Origin of the sequence: Roseibium album, assembly GCF_965233825.1 — a bacterium.
GTDB classification, from domain to species: Bacteria; Pseudomonadota; Alphaproteobacteria; order Rhizobiales; family Stappiaceae; genus Roseibium; species Roseibium album.
Genome location: NZ_OZ247583.1, coordinates 4,755,653 through 4,772,273, shown reverse-complemented (window position 1 = coordinate 4,772,273; position 16,621 = coordinate 4,755,653). Strand labels below are relative to the sequence as shown.

The window sequence follows — 16,621 nt, the reverse complement described above, 5'->3', positions numbered from 1 at the left end:
ATCCAGAACGGCTGAATGAAAGTCCCTTGTTTCAATCCAATCCGATATGGCTCTCAAGAGAGGGACGTTTTCGGGAGGTTTAAACGAAACCTTGTCCGCCCTGCCCAATCTGTAGGGTAACCTGTCCGGGCATCTGGGGCCGGGATGTTGTATGTCACTCAGTTTTTTCGGTGCAGGGCGCCTCATATCAGCCCCTGTTCGGTCAAATGCTCCCGGACGAGCTTCTTGGTAACTTTGCCGTATGCACTGGTCGGCATCGCGTCGACAAAGAGATACCTGGCCGGCATCTTGTAGCGGGCGACCTTGCCGGTCAGAAACTCGGCAAGTTCAGCCTCCAGAGTTTGCAGTTCGACATTCGCGACACAGACCGCCAACCCGACTTCGCCCCATTGTGGGTCGGGAATTCCAATTATCGCAACCTCCGAAACACCGTGATGAGTGAGCAGAACTTCCTCGATTTCCTTCGGATAAACGTTGGATCCTCCGGAAATGTACATGTCCGAAGCGCGTCCGGTCAGATAGAGATACCGCTGTTCGTCCATGTGGCCCAGGTCACCTGTACGAAACCAGCCGTCTCGAAAGGACTTTGCGTTCGCGGCCTCATCTTCCAGGTAACCGGAACACACCGCCGCGCCGATGACACAGACTTCTCCCGTTTCGCCGGGCGGAAGGATTGTTCCTTGCTCATCCTGAATACTGATTTCGATCCCTGTTCTCTCTGTTCCGCATGTTCCGCTTCGTGCATGCGGCACATCATCGGCGCAGTGGTCCTGCGCCCGCAAAACAGTGATGTTTCCGGTCACTTCGCCAAGGCCATAATACTGAACCAGAACGGCGCCGAGTTTGTTCAGTGCCTGTTTCTGGTCTTCCCGGTACATTGGTGCACCGGCATAAATGACTTGGCGCAGGCTGGAATGGTCGTAGCGGTCGACAGCCGGGTCGTCGACCAGGCGTTTCACGATTGTCGGAACCGTGAACATGTTGGAAATCCGATGCTTTTCTATCAATTCAAATGCTTTTGACGGACTGAACCCTCCACCCGGCATCAGGACATGAGCGGACCCGACAGGCAATTGCGCGATCTGTTGCAGCCCTGCGCCATGCGAAAGAGGTGCAATGACGAGTGAAGCGTCCAATTCGCTGCTACCGGGAAGCAGGTCTGCAAGATAGTTCACGGTTACGAAACCGATCTGACCGTGGGTCAGGACAACGGCCTTGGGTCTGCCGGTGGATCCGGATGTAAAGAACAGCCAGCACGGGTCGTCATAGTCGACGGAAATGTCCTTGAACCGGTTCCCGGAGAAACGATCGATGAGCTCCTCATAAGAGCTGCCAAATGTTGACGCGCCGATAGTGACAGTTCCGGAAAGAGCCGGCTGTGCGTCCTGCACAGCCTTGGCCTGGTCCTTGAATTCGGCGTCACAGACAAAGACTTTTGCGCGTGCTTTCCCGCTGGCAAATGCCGTTTCTCCGGGCGCTTGACGAAAATTGCAAGGGACCCAAACCGCACCCAATCGAAAGGCTGCGAGCATGATTTCGGTCATCTGATTGGAATTTTGCGCCTGAACGAGAATTCGATCACCTTTCGTGACCTCAAATTCTTCCTGCAGCGAATGGCAAAGTGCCGAGACCCGACGGTCCAGATCCTTCCAGGTCCATGTCCGGTCTTCCCAGATGATTGCCGGTCGATCCGGCCAGCGGGCAGCGTTTCTGGTCAGGTAGTGCGCCAGATTGGTTACGCGATTGGAACAGCGTTCCGTCATCCGAGTGTCATTCCCTTGTTCCTGATTGCCGTTCAGGGACGTTAGGCCGCTCATGCATTATTTGACAAGCCATCCCGTTGCACCGCATTTCTAAACGCCCGCACTTTATGAAACATGTTTGGAAAACCACTTCCTTGCCGAGGCTTCTTGATGACGGATAACCTGGTTACCGATTGGGACGACGCTTACGCGAATGCAGCACATATCGAGGGAGCTGAAGATTTCCTGCCCAGATGGGCTGACGGTGCTGCCGCGTTCAGAAAAAACTGGGCCTCAAAGGAATTGGATATCGGTTATGGAAGATCGAGCCGGCAGAAGTTCGACCTTTTCTTTCCCACACAAGCCTCCAAGGGGCTCGTGGTTTTCGTCCACGGTGGGTTCTGGCTGAAGTTCGACAAGAGCTACTGGTCGAAATACGCAAGCGGTGCACTGGCACATGGCTGGACAGTCTGCCTTCCCAGCTATGACCTTTCACCGGACGTGAGGATCAGTGACATCACACGACAGATCGGTTCTGCAATTTGTCTTGCGGGGGAACGTGTCAACGGCCCGATAAGGCTGACAGGCCATTCTGCCGGGGGGCATCTGGTGACCCGGATGGTCTGTGACGATACTCCGCTTTCCGATGCCGTCCTCAACCGGATTGAGTCCGTTGTCTCGATCAGTGGTCTTCACGATCTGCGTCCGCTCAGAAAGACAAAGATGAACCTCTCGTTTGGATTGTCTGAAGATGACGCGGTTGCCGAAAGTGCCGCGCTTAAAAAGCCGAAGAAGAACTGCAGCGTGACTGCGTGGGTCGGTTCGCTGGAGCGGCCGGAATTCGTTCGGCAGTCGCGCCTGTTGTCGCAGACCTGGCCGGATGTCATGTACCACGAGGAACCGGGAAAACATCATTTTGATGTTATTGACGACTTGCAAATCGCCGAGAGCGAACTGATGAGCGTATTGGTCGGGGAGTGAACGCAGTTTTCGACCCAACGCGCTAGGTATCGGCTGTTATCCTGTCGGCGATTGCCTGATTCAACATCAGCATGTTGCGCATCTTGGCACGGGCCTGTTCGGCATTCGCAGCATATATCGCATTTGCAACATTGATATGGTTTTGCCGCGAGAGTGTTTCTTCGGGAACCCCGTTGCGGCCAGCTGCATAAGACAACACCAGAACCGCATGGATCAGGTTTTGAAAATGCGCCAGCATCAGGCTGCCGCTCGCCTGCAGGATCGTGGAATGAAAGGCATAGTCGGCGCCGATCATGGCATTTGCACCATCATTGGAGTGAAGGTTCCTGGCAGCGGCGACAATTGTTTCTCTTTGCCTTTGGCTTGCATTGAGCGCCGCCAGTGCGGCTGCTTCGGGCTCGAAGATAAATCTCAGCTGGGTTGCTTCGGCATAAATCCTTGCCGTCATTGGACACTCGGGTGTGTGCCAGCGGATTACATCGGGATCCAGAAGGTTCCAGTCACTGAATTGGCAGACCCTCGAGCCATACCTGCGCGCAGTCCGCACAAGTCCCTTGCCGCAAAGTACCTTCACGGCCTCGCGAATTACGGTTCTTGAAACTCCCAGCGAACCGACAAGTTCCTCCTCCTTCGGGAGCGTGTTTCCCAAGGGATAGTAACCAAGGACTATTCGCCGCCCCAATTGTTCAACCGTGTCTTTTACAGCACCTGTCGGCAGGGAAGTCAGAATTTTGTCCGGTAATTCAAAAAAATGTCGATCTCTTTCGATCATGATACATGCTCGATAGTTCCAAGTATTGGCCTTGGAAACGGAGGGCAGACCAAATCACAGCATTTCTATTCTAAAATAAATCTGAACGAAAACCTACCGCCAAATCCTGAGGTGCTGCTGCTAAATCCTTAGTTTTCATTTTTGACTTGTTTGGATTATCTGCCGAACAGGAAGGATCCGTCTAATATTCATTCCGAAATTCGGGTTTCGTCTTGGTGGCTCACTCGAGGAAAAGTACTTTGCCGATCTCGGTGCAACACTGTTGGTATCAAGTTTTCCGTCAATAAATTTCAGAGTCGAACTGGTTCAATTTACAATTGATTTTTATGGAAAATTTAGAAAACCTGAGCAAAATGCGTATTCAGGGGTAGAGGCGAATAAATCGAACTGGCCATCTTGAGAAAAGTGTTGCGTCATGGGCTGATCAATCGTCCCGGGTGGCGTATGAAATCGATTGTCCGGAAAGGCGACGCAATTTGCTCGAACTAGATGGCGGCAGGTACGATTCGGGGCGAATTTCGGAGAGTTTCTCTCCGCTGGTCTGGAGTGAATGTCTTGAGTGTTAGCGACAGCGCGTCGTTGCCATATGCTCCAAAGGAGATGGGGCGGGTCAGTCTGTCCCGCACGTTTATTCTCTACACACTGGGCCTTTTCGCTGTTCTGGGCATAGTTTTCATTGCCATTTTGACAAAAATAACCTGGGACGCCTCCCACGCTCGGGCAATCCGCGTGACCGAAGCGTTCTTTCAGGCAACCAAACGTCCTTTTGAAAGGGCGATCTGGACAGTAAATGCGGATGCGACTTTGCAACTCATCCGGGGATTGGAAAGTCTGGAAGTCGTGGAACGGGTCTGGGTGGAGACGCCTGACACCGGAAATTTCGGAGAACCGGTTGAAGGAATTCGTCGCAGCGAGGCACTGAGCTACACCTTGAATTCGCCAAGTGCGATCTTGCACAAGGACGCAATCGGCCAGGTCTTCATCCTGATCGACCGGAGCACGATCTCTCGTGAAATCGTGTCGACCGTGGGTTACATCGTTGCGGCGATCATTGTCTATCTTTTGCTGCTGGCTGTCGTTATCCGGGCTGTGTTTCGCCGCCTGATCGGGCGACCTCTGTCGACAATCGTCGGATATCTCTCAACCCCGCGTCTGATCGAGGCGCCACCTGATGCGCAACTTATGCCGGGAAGAGCGGACGAAATCGGAATACTTGCTTCAAGCCTTCAGTCAATGGTGCAGCGCAGGCACTTCGACCTTCAGAAAATTCAGGAATACCAGACGAACCTTGAAGATCTGGTGGCACATAGAACAGAGCAACTGAAACTTGTTCAGGAAGAGCTTATCCAGGCCGACAACCTTGCAGCGCTCGGTGCGTTGGTTGCGGGTGTCTCGCACGAGCTGAATACACCACTGGGCAATGCGCTCATGGCTGCGACGACAATCAAGGATGCAACCGACTATCTCAGGACCGAACTTGATGAACAGCGCCTCAGCAAGGAAACGCTGGAAAGCGAAGTTCAAAGAATTACGGATACCGCGAACATTATTGAAAAGACTCTCGGGCGGGCAAGGGAACTCGTCGGAAACTTCAGGCAGGTGGCAGTTGACCGTCAAAGCGAGAAAATGCGGTCGTTCAATTTCGATCATATTGTTCGCGAGACGCTCGCAACACTTCAGCCAACCTTGAAAAAAACCGCCTTCAAAGTCGAGCTCGACCTGGATGCCGACGAGGTGATCGAAAGTTATCCCGGCGCCGTTAGCCAGCTTGTTTCAAATCTCGTTGAAAACGCGATGAAGCACGCATATGAAGGCCGCAGCGAGGGCGTCATCAAACTCTGTTCGAAAGTCAGGCCTTTCATTGCCAATGATGGGTGTGACTGCAACACAAAGAAGATCGTGTTTACTTGCAAAGACTACGGGGTCGGAATTCCGGAGAAAAACCTGAAGAAAGTTTTCGAGCCTTTCTTTACAACCAAATTTGGCAAAGGGGGCTCCGGACTCGGAATGGCGATATGCTACCAGCTCGTGACGGAAGCGCTAAAGGGATCAATCTCAGTGTCTTCCAAGGTCGGATCCGGAACAGAGTTCGTCATCGAGCTTCCAGTCAAAGTGCAGCTGCACAACAAATCAACGACGAGAGAGATGGTGCACTGAAATGGTGATGGATTTCCTTGCGCCTTCCGAACCCGATAACAAGAGGGATACGAAAACCCCCTGGAAAATTCTAGTTGTTGACGATGATCCCGATGTGCACGAAGTGACGAGGATTGCGGTCGCCGGATGCTCATTCGAGGACCGTTCCTTCGATCTCTTGCATGCCTTGTCCGCACAGGAGGCGCGACAGCTGCTTGTGGAGCATGACGATGTTGCCGTTGCGCTGATCGATGTCGTGATGGAGAGCGACACGGCAGGGCTTGCTCTTGTCAGCTGGATCAGATCGGAGCTCAAAAACAATTTTACGCGTCTTATCCTGAGAACCGGCCAACCGGGCTACGCTCCGCAAACAGACGTGATCATGAAATTTGATATCGATGGTTACGCGGAAAAGGCCGAACTCTCCCGAACCAAACTGATTACGGCGATCGTTACGGCGTTGCGTGGTTACAAACTCGTCATGTCGCTGGAGGACAACCGGCGGAAATTGAAGCAGTTGAATACCCAGTTTTCCGCGATTGTTGAAAAGAACGCCCTCAGCGAATTCGCGTCAACCGTGCTTGTGCATTTTTCCGATCTCGTCGGAGAGCCGATTGATGGGTTGCTTTGCGGCCTTGAAGCCATGCCCGAATACGGAACCGCTGACATTTCAATGGTGCGCGTTCTTGCTGCTGCAGGTGAATTTGAAGACAAGGTCGACCTGCCTCTTGAGGTCATCGGCGAAGATCTCGTTCGAAAATCGATCCTGGAGTGTATCGAGAGCAAGGGAACCCATTCGACAGCTCAAGGCGTGGCGTTGCCGTTGGTAACCAGGAACGGAATGGCTGGAGCGCTCTACGTCGCACTTCCCCTCGGCATACTGGATGAGCGGATCGGGTCTGAAGTCGTTCAGCTTTTCGTCTCCAATGTTGCTTTGGGTTATGAAAAAACCGGTTTGCTCGAACATATTCGGAACCTGGCCTATGTCGACCGGATGACCGGGCTGTCGACCTTCTCGGGTTTCATTGAAGCCTTCCAGCGCCATGCTGGTGATGGCCGCCCACTCCTGGTGGTCCATTCGGACATTCAACGGTTTCGTGTCATTGTCGACGGCATTGGTGATGAACAGGCCGGCGCCGTGCTTAAGCGGACCGGGCACAGGCTATCCCAGACTTTCCCCGATGCATTGACGATCGCGCGAAAGGAAAAGGATGAATTTCTCATTCTTCTCAAGGGTGGTGAAGAAAACAAGATACAGGATGTTGTCGCCAGGGTTGAAGAGGCATTCCAGGAACCGATCACGCTCCACGAAAATCAGATTACGCTAAGATTACGCTTGGGTTTTGCCGCTGCTGACGATGAAAAAAGGGGCGCTGAGGAAACTGTCAGGTATGCTTCGATCGCACTGAACGATGTCCGGCAAAAGGGATTGACGAACCACGCCGTTTTTCACCCGCTTATGCAGGAGGCCGCGTTTGAAAGATTGCGGTTGGCGTCGCTCCTGACCGGTTCTGGAAACCAGACCGAGTTTTCTCTGAACTATCAGCCGATAATGCACGCGACAGACGAGAGCATCGCTTCCTTCGAAGCTTTGATGCGCTTCAGGACAAAGTCCGGTAGTTTCCTCAATACAGCGCGAATGATCGAGGCGGCCGAGGCCAGCGGGTTGATCATCGAAATCGGCGCCTGGATGTTCAAGACCGCTTTTTCCGAATTCAGTCAGTTAAGTGGCGTTTCGGAGCATGTCAGGCTCAATGTCAATCTGTCCCCCAGACAAGTTCAGGCGAACAGGATCTACAAGGATATCGAGGATGCGGCTGCGGCTGCCAACTTCACCTTGGACCGGCTTGTGTTTGAAGTCACCGAGGGACTGTTCGTCAGCAACGACCAGGTAACGATGTCGCTTTTGACCTGGCTGCGCAACAAGGGCGCAAAGGTGGTGATCGACGACTTCGGGACCGGATATTCTTCTTTCAGTTATCTTCGCAAGTTGCCCGTCGACGGTATCAAGATCGACAGAAGCTTCATCATGAACATGGAGCAGGATGCGGATGCGCTGGCAGTGGTGAAGTCGATAATCGCGGTTGCGCAGGCGCTGGATCTGAGTATCACGGCCGAAGGTGTCGAAACATCGGATCAGCGGCAAATAATGCAGGAACTCCGCTGCGATTTTCTTCAGGGTTATTTTTATGCCAAACCTCTTCCGAGTTCTGAGCTCGGCCCCTTTATTCAAACTGCCGTAGTCCCGGGCGCTGCGGCCGGCTGAAATCGCACAAGAATACGCCTTGCTCCAAAATCTTCTTGCAACAACGGTGCGCAAACCCCGTGCGACTGCCGGTTGTCCGGTTTTCTTTCGTAACCGGGACATAAGTGATTGAAATTTGTGGCGAGGCAGGCTCTCATAGATCCAAATCGATTTTACGGACAAGCGCGACAACACGCGATTTGAGGGGGAACACTATGGATATGAACGGCTCCCACCGAATACCGGCAAAACGAGAGGCCGTCTGGGAGGCTCTCAACGATCCTGAAGTGCTGAAGGCCTGCATTCCTGGTTGCGAGAGCTTGGAAAAGACGTCCGAGACGGAAATGAATGCTGCGGTGACGACGAAGATCGGGCCGGTTAAGGCGAAGTTCAAGGGAGCGGTCACGCTTGAGGATCTCAACCCGCCCGAGAGTTATACGATCAGGGGAGAAGGCAAGGGCGGCGTTGCCGGTTTTGCCAAGGGATCGGCGCAAGTCCGGCTGTTGGAAGAAGGGGCTGAGACAGTTCTGAGCTATGAGGCGAAAGCTCAGGTCGGCGGCAAGCTTGCGCAGCTTGGCAGCCGGTTGGTCGATTCAACTGCAAAAAAGCTGGCTGACGAGTTTTTCACCAAGTTCACCGAGCGGGTCGGTGAGGGACAGGGGGCAGCAGAGGTGAGCCCGCCTGCCGACGATGAACTGGATGCCGGGGTTGCCGAGGAAGCCAAGCGCATAGCGATTGAAGAGACACCCGGTGAAGTTCTGCATGCGATCGAGGAAGCCGAGCATGCGGTCGAGGAGTCGTTGCAAAAGGCGGAAGAAAATCTGGAGGTTGCCGCGGGGCGCAACGCATATGGCGGACCGATGGTGTGGGGCCTAGCGCTGCTTGGCGTGCTGATCCTCGTGCTTGCGCTTGCAAGCTGAGATCATTTGCAGTGACCGGCCTTTGAAAAATGGCACCAAGGGATACGAAAGAGACGCGAATAACCAGATTGACCGGGCCGGAATTTCGGATCTGGTCCTGACAGTATCATTAGGGAGAGGATTTTATGTCGAAGGTATCGATGGTCTTGAACGGGAAGACGGTTTCATCGGATGTTGAGGACCGTACTTTGCTTGTTTCGTTCATACGTGATGTTCGTGGATTGACGGGCACGCATGTTGGTTGTGACACGTCTCAGTGTGGTGCATGTGTTGTTCATGTTGACGGCAAGGCGGTTAAGGCCTGCACGATGCTTGCGGTTCAGGCGTCTGGTTCGGATGTGGTGACGCTTGAGGGGATCGGGACTGCGACGTCGCTTCATCCTGTTCAGGCTGCGTTTCGTGAGCATCACGGTCTTCAGTGCGGTTTTTGCACGCCGGGGATGATCATGAGTGCGGTTGACATGATCAATCGTCATGGTGCCGGCAATCTGGATGAGGCGACGATCCGCGATGAGCTTGAGGGCAACATTTGCCGTTGCACGGGCTATCACAACATTGTCAAGGCGATCAAGGCGGCGTCGGATCAGATGGCGGGGATGTCTCAGGCTGCTGAATAGGCGGCCTGGTTTGGGAATTCGATGCGTGTCCGGGTTGGCGCGTGAGGCAGTTTAGGACCAATCAGCTCACCGAGGGCCGGGAGGACGCGGCGCGAACGGGTGGAGTACCCGGAGCTGATATTTGGGAGAGAGAAGATGGCTATTGAGGGGATCGGCGCCCGGGCGCTGCGCAAGGAAGACAAGCGCTTCATAACCGGCAAGGGTCAGTATACGGACGACATGGTTCTGCCTGGCATGGGCCATGCGGCTTTTGTTCGCTCGCCGCATGCGCATGCGAAGGTGCTCGGGATTGATGCCAGTGCGGCGCTTTCGATGCCGGGTGTTGATGCGGTTCTGACGGGGGACCAGCTTGTCGGTGACGGCATTGGCAATCTGATCTGCGGCTGGATGATCCATTCCAAGGACGGGACGCCGATGAAGATGGGCGGCTGGCGGGCTCTTGAGCCGGAAGTCGTGCGTCATGTCGGTCAGGCGATTGCGGTTGTTGTTGCCGATACGCAGGCGGAGGCCCGCGATGCGGCTGATGCGGTTGTTGTCGATTACGAGGAGCTTCCGGCTGTTGTTGATGCTGTTGCGGCGCTTGAGCCCGGAGCACCGCAGATCCATCCGGAAGCGGAAGGCAATCTGATCTACGACTGGGAGATCGGCGACGAGGCTGCTGTGAATGCGGCCTTTGCGAGTGCCGCGCATGTGACGAAGATGGAGATCCGCAACAACCGTCTGGTTCCGAACCCGATGGAGCCCCGGGCGGCGCTTGCCAGCTACAATGATGCGGAAGAGCATCACACGCTCTATACGACCTCGCAGAACCCGCATGTTGCGCGTCTTGTTCTGTCGGCGTTCTACAATGTCGCGCCTGAGCACAAGCTTCGGGTGATCGCACCGGATGTGGGTGGTGGCTTCGGGTCGAAGATCTACATCTATCCGGAAGAGATGGTGTGCTTGTGGGCGTCGAAGCGTGTCGGCCGCCCGGTGAAGTGGGTGTCGGACCGCACGGAGGCGTTCCTGACGGATGCGCATGGTCGCGATCATGTCTCTGAGGCGGAGCTTGCGCTGGATGCGGACAACCGGATCACGGGATTGCGGGTCAAGACGATCGCCAATCTTGGCGCCTACATGTCGCTGTTTTCCTCTTCGGTGCCGACATATCTTTATGCGACGCTTTTGTCTGGCCAGTACAACATTCCGGCGATCCATGCGAATGTGAAGACGGTCTATACCAACACGACGGCAGTTGATGCGTATCGGGGTGCGGGGCGTCCGGAGGCGACTTATCTTGTTGAGCGGATGATGGAGACTGCGGCCCGTGAGGTGGGTCTGTCTCCTGCGGACTTCCGGCGCAAGAACTTCGTTCGGGAGTTCCCGCATCAGACGCCGGTGATCATGTGCTATGACGCGGGCGATTATGACGCGACGCTGGATGCGGCGCTTCAGGCTGCCGATTATGCGGGCTTTGCGGCGCGCAAGGCTGAGGCTGCCTCGCGCGGCAAGCTGCGCGGCATCGGTCTTTCCTGCTATATCGAGGCGTGCGGCATTGCGCCGTCCGCCGCGGTGGGGTCTCTGGGGGCCGGTGTGGGTCTTTGGGAATCGGCCGAGGTCCGGGTGAACCCGGTGGGCACGGTCGAGGTTCTGACGGGCTCGCACAGTCACGGCCAGGGTCATGAGACGACGTTTGCGCAGCTGATCAGCGAGCGGTTCGGTCTGGACAGCGATGCGGTTTCGATCGTGCATGGCGACACGGACAAGGTCCAGTTCGGCATGGGCACCTACGGGTCCCGGTCGGGCGCAGTCGGCATGTCTGCGATCGTGAAGGCGCTGGACAAGGTTGAAGCGAAGGCGAAGAAGATCGCGGCGCACCTGATGGAGGCTGCCGAGGGCGACATCCAGATCGAGGGTGGCGAGTTGAAGGTTGCGGGCACGGACAAGAAGCTTTCGTTCACGGAAGTGGCGCTTGCGGCCTATACGGCGCACAATCTACCTGAAGGCATGGAGCCCGGTCTGAAGGAGGGGGCGTTCTATGATCCGACCAACTTCACGTTCCCGGCGGGCACATATGTTTGCGAGGTTGAAATCGATCCGGAGACGGGCCAGACGGAAATCGTGAGTTTTGTGGCGGCGGACGACTTCGGCAAGGTGATCAACCCGATGATCGTGGAAGGCCAGGTGCATGGCGGTCTTGTTCAGGGGATCGGCCAGGCGCTTCTGGAGAACGCGGCCTATGACGAGAACGGTCAGCTTCTGACGGCGTCCTACATGGACTACACGATGCCGCGCGCGGATGATGTGCCCTCGTTCAACCTGTCGACGCACGAGACGCTTTGCCCGGGCAACCCGCTTGGGATGAAGGGGTGCGGTGAGGCCGGTGCGATCGGGTCTCCGCCTGCGGTGATCAACGCGATCACGGATGCGCTCGGATCGAATGATCTGACGATGCCGGCAACGCCCGAGAAGGTTTGGCAGCTATGCCAGGGCGCGGTGAAACAGGCGGCTGAGTAAGTGCAGACGACGGACGTGGATCATCGAGCGTTAGCAATTTCGATTAATCAACGGACCTGGTTCTTGCTGGAGAAGAAGAACCGGTCTGTTGATGAAAGCGACGAGATGATCCACGCCGCGCATGCCAGCCTATGGCACTGGTTGCAAGCTGGAGGTCCAATCCAGCAGCAACGAGGGGAATGGTTGATCGGAAGGGTCTATGTCGTTCTTGGGTTGAGGGATCAAGCACTTCGGGCTGCAACCCGGGTGCTCGAACTAACAAAGATCCATTCTGCGGACCTGCAGGATTTTGACCATGCCTACGCTTATGAACTGATGGCGCGTGCGCTGGAACTCACAGGAAAGAGCACTGAAGCAGTCGAAAACTGGCAAATCGCTATGGACTTAGGAGAGCAGATCGCCGTCACAAGCGATCGAGAAAATTTCGAACGGGACCTTAGATCGATCCCGTTTCGGCCTGTCAGTCAAGTGAATTCTGATGAATGAAATTTGAACCCATGAACTGGGAGATGAAACATGTATGAAACGACTTATCACCGCGCAGGTTCTGTTGCCGAAGCATCGGATCTGATGTCGAAGGCGGATGACGGCAAGGTTCTTGGGGGCGGACAGACGCTTCTGCCGACGATGAAGCAGCGGCTTGCTGCGCCGAGCGATCTTGTTGATGTGACGAAGGTTGCCGAAATGAACGGCATCGGCGAGGGCGATGGCAGTGTGTCGATCGGGGCGGCAACGACCCATGCGGAGGTTGCCTCGTCCGATCTTGTAAAGGCGAAGCTGCCGAGCCTTGCCGGTCTTGCAGGCGGGATCGGCGATCCGGCGGTGCGGCACATGGGAACGATCGGCGGTTCGGTCGCCAACAACGACCCGGCGGCGGACTATCCGGCGGCGCTTGTGGCTCTGGGGGCAACGGTTGTGACCAGCAAGCGCTCGCTCAGTGCCGAGGACTTCTTCGTCGGCATGTTCGACACGGCGCTGGATGAAGACGAGATCGTGGTCTCGGTGAGCTTCCCGCTGATCGAGAAGGGGGCCTATGCCAAGTATCCGAACCCGGCCTCGCGCTATGCCATGGCCGGTGTGTATGTGGCCAGGCACCAGGACGGCTCGGTCCGGGTGGCGGTCACCGGAGCCGGCCACTACGGCGTCTTCCGGGTCGACGGCATGGAAGCGGCGCTTGCCGCCAACTGGTCGCCGGACGCCGTTGCAGACATCAAGGTGGACGCCGGCTCCATGCTGCATGACATCCACGGATCGGCAGCCTACCGCGCAAACCTCGTCACGGTCATGGCAAAACGCGCCGTCAAAGCCGCTGGGTAAGAGGTTTGCCCAAGTCGTCATGAAGTTGAGAGCCCGGCTTGCTACAAGCCGGGCTTTTGATGTTGATTGGTCCGTTATCCAAAACTTTTCATATCAAATCGACACAAGATTAGAGTTGTGGAGATCCGAATTATGTATGACAGAGGTCACAGTTTCAGCGTCTTCTAAATGCTAACAAGAGCACTGAAACTCGGGTAAAAAAGACTAGTGAAGCCCAAAAACGCACATATTGGACATCTAGGCACACGCCTGGATTAATTTGACCTTCAGTGTTGGTTGGCATAGTGCCCGAAGGCAATGAGCGGCGGGATAGAGGTATAGATGGCTGGAACAAATCAGCGTGCTCCCAAATCGAGCACTGGGCGGGACAATCCCGTTTCTGTTGCATTCCGACCAATTCGTTCTGCCTTTTGGGGAGTCGCGGTCGTCAGCTTCGTCATCAATATCCTGATGCTGACCGGTCCTGTTTTCATGCTGCAGGTCTACGACCGGGTTCTAGCCAGCGGTTCCGTGCCCACATTGGTCGTCATTGGCGCACTTGCGATAGTGCTCTACATCTTTTACGGAATTCTTGAAGGTGTCCGGGGACGTATCCTGTCTCGTCTCGGTCAGCGCGTTGACGCCAGATTGTCAGGCATTGTCTACAAGGTTTCAAACAGTCTGCCCGTTCGTTTGGGACGCCAGGCAGCGCGTCTTCGCCCTGTTCAGGACCTTGATACGATCCGGCAGTTCCTTTCCGGCCCCGGTCCCGCGGCAATATTCGATATTCCCTGGTTGCCACTTTACCTCGGTATCGTGTTTCTGTTTCATCCGCTTCTGGGCCTCGTCGGACTTGCCGGTGCCGTCATCATCTCGGTGCTGATCGGCCTCAATGAATTCATGTCCCGGAGGCCGACTGAAGAGGCCGCGGGTCATGCCGGCCGTCGATCTGCCGCGGTTGAAAGCGGTCAACGCAATTCGGAAGTCGTGGCTGCAATGGGCATGCAGAACACGCTCACCGCAAAGTGGGACGCGCAAAATTCCGAGTATCTTGCCACGCAGAGACGCGCGGCGGACACGACAGGGATTTTCGGCACCACCATCAAGACGATCCGGTTCATTCTGCAGTCAGCGATCCTTGCCGTCGGAGCCTGGCTTGCGATTCAGCAGGAAATCACACCCGGTGTGATGATTGCGGCATCCATCATGACATCGCGCGCCCTGGCGCCGATCGAGCAGGCAGTTGCCCAGTGGCGCGGTTTTGTTGCAAGTCGTCAGGCTCTGCGGCGCCTTCGGGAAATTCTTCAGGTTTCGGAGACGGAAGAAACCAAGATGGACCTGCCGCAACCGGAAAAAGGCATCACCGTCGAACAGGTCTATTGCGGCCCGTTCGGGGAAACCATGCCATATGTACAAAATGTGACGCTGGACCTTCAGGCAGGCGACGGCCTTGGCGTGATCGGCCCGTCCGGTTCAGGCAAATCGACATTTGCCCGAGCCCTGGTCGGTGTCACCTTGCCGCTCAAGGGAGTGATCCGCTTCGACGGTGCCGAACTCGCCCAGTGGGACAACGAAAAGCGCGGTGAATTCATCGGATACCTTCCACAGGATCTTCAGCTGTTTGATGGGACGGTTGCAGAAAACATTGCGCGATTCAGGGAAGATGCAGAACCGGAGAAAATTATCGAGGCGGCAAAACTCGCGGATGTGCATGACATGATTGTCGCGCTGCCGGAGGGATACAACACGATGATCGGTCGCAGTGGCAGGTCGCTGTCTGCCGGGCAGCGCCAACGGCTGGCCCTGGCCCGGGCACTTTATAACAATCCGTTCCTGGTGGTTCTGGATGAGCCGAATTCCAACCTTGATGCCATTGGAGAAAGCGCTCTTACAAACGCGATCAAGGCCATGCGTGAAAAGGGATCGATTGTCGTGGTCATTGCTCACAGACCGAGCGCGATTGCGACTGTCGACAAGATCCTTTGTCTGAAAGACGGGAAGATGGCGGGCTTCGGTCCCAAGGAAGAAGTTCTCAGGCAGGTGGTTCAACCCGTACAACCTGTACGCCAGGGAGTAGGAGCTGCCCAATGAGTAATGCGAACACCCAGAACGATGCGTCGCCGAGCAACCCGGCAGATGAGGCCCTGAGCAAGACGGTCCGCAGTCATCTTTATTTTGCGGTGCTGGTCACGATGTTCGTGGTCGTTGGCATCGGTGGCTGGGCGACATTCATGGAGATTTCGGGTGCGGTGGTTTCCTCCGGCACGGTGGTCGTAGAGGGAAATATCAAGGAGGTTCAGCATCGCGAGGGCGGGATCGTCAGCGAAATCAAGGTCAAGGATGGCGATGTCGTCAAATCCGGCGATCTTCTGATCAGCCTCGATGATACCGTCACGAGGGCCAACCTTGCCGTCATTACCAAACAGCTGAGGGAGCTGACGGCGCAGGAGCTTCGCCTGGAAGCGGAGCGGGATGACAAACAGGCGATTTCATGGTCCGGAGACCGCATTGAAACGCTGGGAGATATCGAGCGCGGCCAGCAATTGCTGCTGGAAGCCCGGCAAAAATCCAAGGACGGCCGGAAGAACCAGCTACAAGAGCAGATCCGGCAGTTCAACCAGCAGACACGTGGGCTTGATGCGCAGGTTTCAGCCAAGGACACCGAGATCGAGCTTATCGCAGAAGAACTTGTTGACCTTGAAGGACTGCTGAAAAAAAATCTTGTTCCAAAAAGCCGTGTTACGGCTGTTCAACGTGAAAAAGCGCGCCTGCAAGGCGAGTATGGTGACCTGATCGCGCAGATTGCGCGAACAAAGGAGGCTATCAGCGAGCGCCAGATCCAGATGCTCCAGATCGAGGAATCCTATCGGGCGGAAGTTCTGGAACAGCTGCAGGAGGCCCGCTCGCGCATCGCTCAGCTGGAAGAGCAGAAGATCGCCGCAGAAGACGAATTGACCCGGGTCGACATCGTCGCACCGCGAGGTGGTTTTGTGCATCAGCTTTCCGTACACACGATCGGCGGTGTAATCGCACCCGGTGAGACCGTGATGCACATCGTTCCACGCGAAGACCAGCTGATTATCGAAGCCCAGGTCCAACCGGTCGATATCGATCAGCTGGCACCCGGTCAGGAAGCGAGGATCCGGTTCCCGAGTTTCGACCAGAGAACAACTCCGGAACTGAGTGCAAAACTGTTGACGGTTTCGGCCGACCTGACTGAAGACGAGCGAACCGGAATGAGCTATTACACGGCAAAGCTCATCATCGCCGACAAGGAACTGGAAAAACTGGGAACGCAGACACTGGTTCCCGGAATGCCTGTCGAGACATTTCTTCAAACGGGTGATCGAACGATCCTGAGCTATCTCGTCAAGCCGGTTACGGATCAGATAGCGCACGCAATGCGGGAGCGGTGA

At 55.6% G+C, this 16,621-nt stretch carries 12 protein-coding genes; 10 read left to right on the top strand and 2 right to left on the bottom strand.

Annotation, left to right across the window (positions count from 1 at the left end; genetic code table 11):
- Positions 1 to 182: 182 nt before the first annotated feature.
- A complete protein-coding gene (locus tag ACO6TI_RS21780; RefSeq protein ID WP_422383369.1) occupies positions 183 to 1,763 on the bottom strand; it encodes an acyl-CoA synthetase in 1,581 nt (526 codons plus the stop codon).
- Positions 1,764 to 1,913: 150 nt separating this feature from the next.
- Between ACO6TI_RS21780 and ACO6TI_RS21775 the strand changes: the two genes are divergently transcribed.
- Positions 1,914 to 2,723: an alpha/beta hydrolase gene (locus tag ACO6TI_RS21775; protein ID WP_422383368.1), complete on the top strand. Its 810-nt coding sequence runs from the start codon at positions 1,914 to 1,916 to the stop codon at positions 2,721 to 2,723.
- A gap of 22 nt (positions 2,724 to 2,745) precedes the next feature.
- Here the strand turns inward: ACO6TI_RS21775 and ACO6TI_RS21770 are convergent, their stop codons facing one another.
- Entirely contained in the window at positions 2,746 to 3,495 is a 750-nt protein-coding gene (locus tag ACO6TI_RS21770) for a FadR/GntR family transcriptional regulator (RefSeq protein WP_055121201.1), read from the bottom strand.
- Between the two features lie 555 nt (positions 3,496 to 4,050).
- On the opposite strand from ACO6TI_RS21770, the gene ACO6TI_RS21765 reads away from it, so the two are divergent.
- From ACO6TI_RS21765 to ACO6TI_RS21725, 9 genes are all read left to right on the top strand, one after another.
- Entirely contained in the window at positions 4,051 to 5,652 is a 1,602-nt protein-coding gene (locus ACO6TI_RS21765) for a sensor histidine kinase (RefSeq protein ID WP_209012446.1), read from the top strand.
- 1 nt (position 5,653) lies between these two features.
- Entirely contained in the window at positions 5,654 to 7,897 is a 2,244-nt protein-coding gene (locus ACO6TI_RS21760; protein ID WP_422383367.1) for an EAL domain-containing protein, read from the top strand.
- Positions 7,898 to 8,091: 194 nt separating this feature from the next.
- The gene (locus ACO6TI_RS21755) at positions 8,092 to 8,796 is read left to right on the top strand and encodes an SRPBCC family protein (protein ID WP_409859707.1); all 705 of its coding nucleotides are present in this window, start codon (positions 8,092 to 8,094) and stop codon (positions 8,794 to 8,796) included.
- A gap of 125 nt (positions 8,797 to 8,921) precedes the next feature.
- Positions 8,922 to 9,413, top strand: a complete 492-nt coding sequence (locus tag ACO6TI_RS21750; RefSeq protein WP_055391965.1) for a (2Fe-2S)-binding protein — start codon at positions 8,922 to 8,924, stop codon at positions 9,411 to 9,413.
- A 135-nt stretch (positions 9,414 to 9,548) separates the two neighbouring features.
- Positions 9,549 to 11,909: a xanthine dehydrogenase family protein molybdopterin-binding subunit gene (locus tag ACO6TI_RS21745; protein WP_104704362.1), complete on the top strand. Its 2,361-nt coding sequence runs from the start codon at positions 9,549 to 9,551 to the stop codon at positions 11,907 to 11,909.
- Positions 11,910 to 12,395, top strand: coding sequence for a hypothetical protein (locus ACO6TI_RS21740; protein ID WP_422383366.1), 486 nt, complete (start codon positions 11,910 to 11,912; stop codon positions 12,393 to 12,395).
- A 30-nt stretch (positions 12,396 to 12,425) separates the two neighbouring features.
- Entirely contained in the window at positions 12,426 to 13,226 is an 801-nt protein-coding gene (locus ACO6TI_RS21735; protein WP_422383365.1) for an FAD binding domain-containing protein, read from the top strand.
- A 321-nt stretch (positions 13,227 to 13,547) separates the two neighbouring features.
- Positions 13,548 to 15,296, top strand: coding sequence for a type I secretion system permease/ATPase (locus ACO6TI_RS21730; protein WP_055120466.1), 1,749 nt, complete (start codon positions 13,548 to 13,550; stop codon positions 15,294 to 15,296).
- Entirely contained in the window at positions 15,293 to 16,621 is a 1,329-nt protein-coding gene (locus tag ACO6TI_RS21725; RefSeq protein WP_055120468.1) for an HlyD family type I secretion periplasmic adaptor subunit, read from the top strand. The genes ACO6TI_RS21730 and ACO6TI_RS21725 overlap by 4 nt, the downstream gene beginning before the upstream one ends.

Excerpts from the sequence above, each read along its gene's own strand:
- ACO6TI_RS21730 (WP_055120466.1), top strand. The coding sequence starts at position 13,548 with ATGGCTGGAACAAATCAGCGTGCTCCCAAATCGAGCACTGGGCGGGAC.
- ACO6TI_RS21770 (WP_055121201.1), bottom strand. The coding sequence starts at position 3,495 with ATGATCGAAAGAGATCGACATTTTTTTGAATTACCGGACAAAATTCTG.
- ACO6TI_RS21780 (WP_422383369.1), bottom strand. The coding sequence starts at position 1,763 with ATGACGGAACGCTGTTCCAATCGCGTAACCAATCTGGCGCACTACCTG.
- ACO6TI_RS21775 (WP_422383368.1), top strand. The coding sequence starts at position 1,914 with ATGACGGATAACCTGGTTACCGATTGGGACGACGCTTACGCGAATGCA.
- ACO6TI_RS21755 (WP_409859707.1), top strand. The coding sequence starts at position 8,092 with ATGGATATGAACGGCTCCCACCGAATACCGGCAAAACGAGAGGCCGTC.
- ACO6TI_RS21750 (WP_055391965.1), top strand. The coding sequence starts at position 8,922 with ATGTCGAAGGTATCGATGGTCTTGAACGGGAAGACGGTTTCATCGGAT.
- ACO6TI_RS21735 (WP_422383365.1), top strand. The coding sequence starts at position 12,426 with ATGTATGAAACGACTTATCACCGCGCAGGTTCTGTTGCCGAAGCATCG.
- ACO6TI_RS21725 (WP_055120468.1), top strand. The coding sequence starts at position 15,293 with ATGAGTAATGCGAACACCCAGAACGATGCGTCGCCGAGCAACCCGGCA.
- ACO6TI_RS21760 (WP_422383367.1), top strand. The coding sequence starts at position 5,654 with ATGGTGATGGATTTCCTTGCGCCTTCCGAACCCGATAACAAGAGGGAT.
- ACO6TI_RS21745 (WP_104704362.1), top strand. The coding sequence starts at position 9,549 with ATGGCTATTGAGGGGATCGGCGCCCGGGCGCTGCGCAAGGAAGACAAG.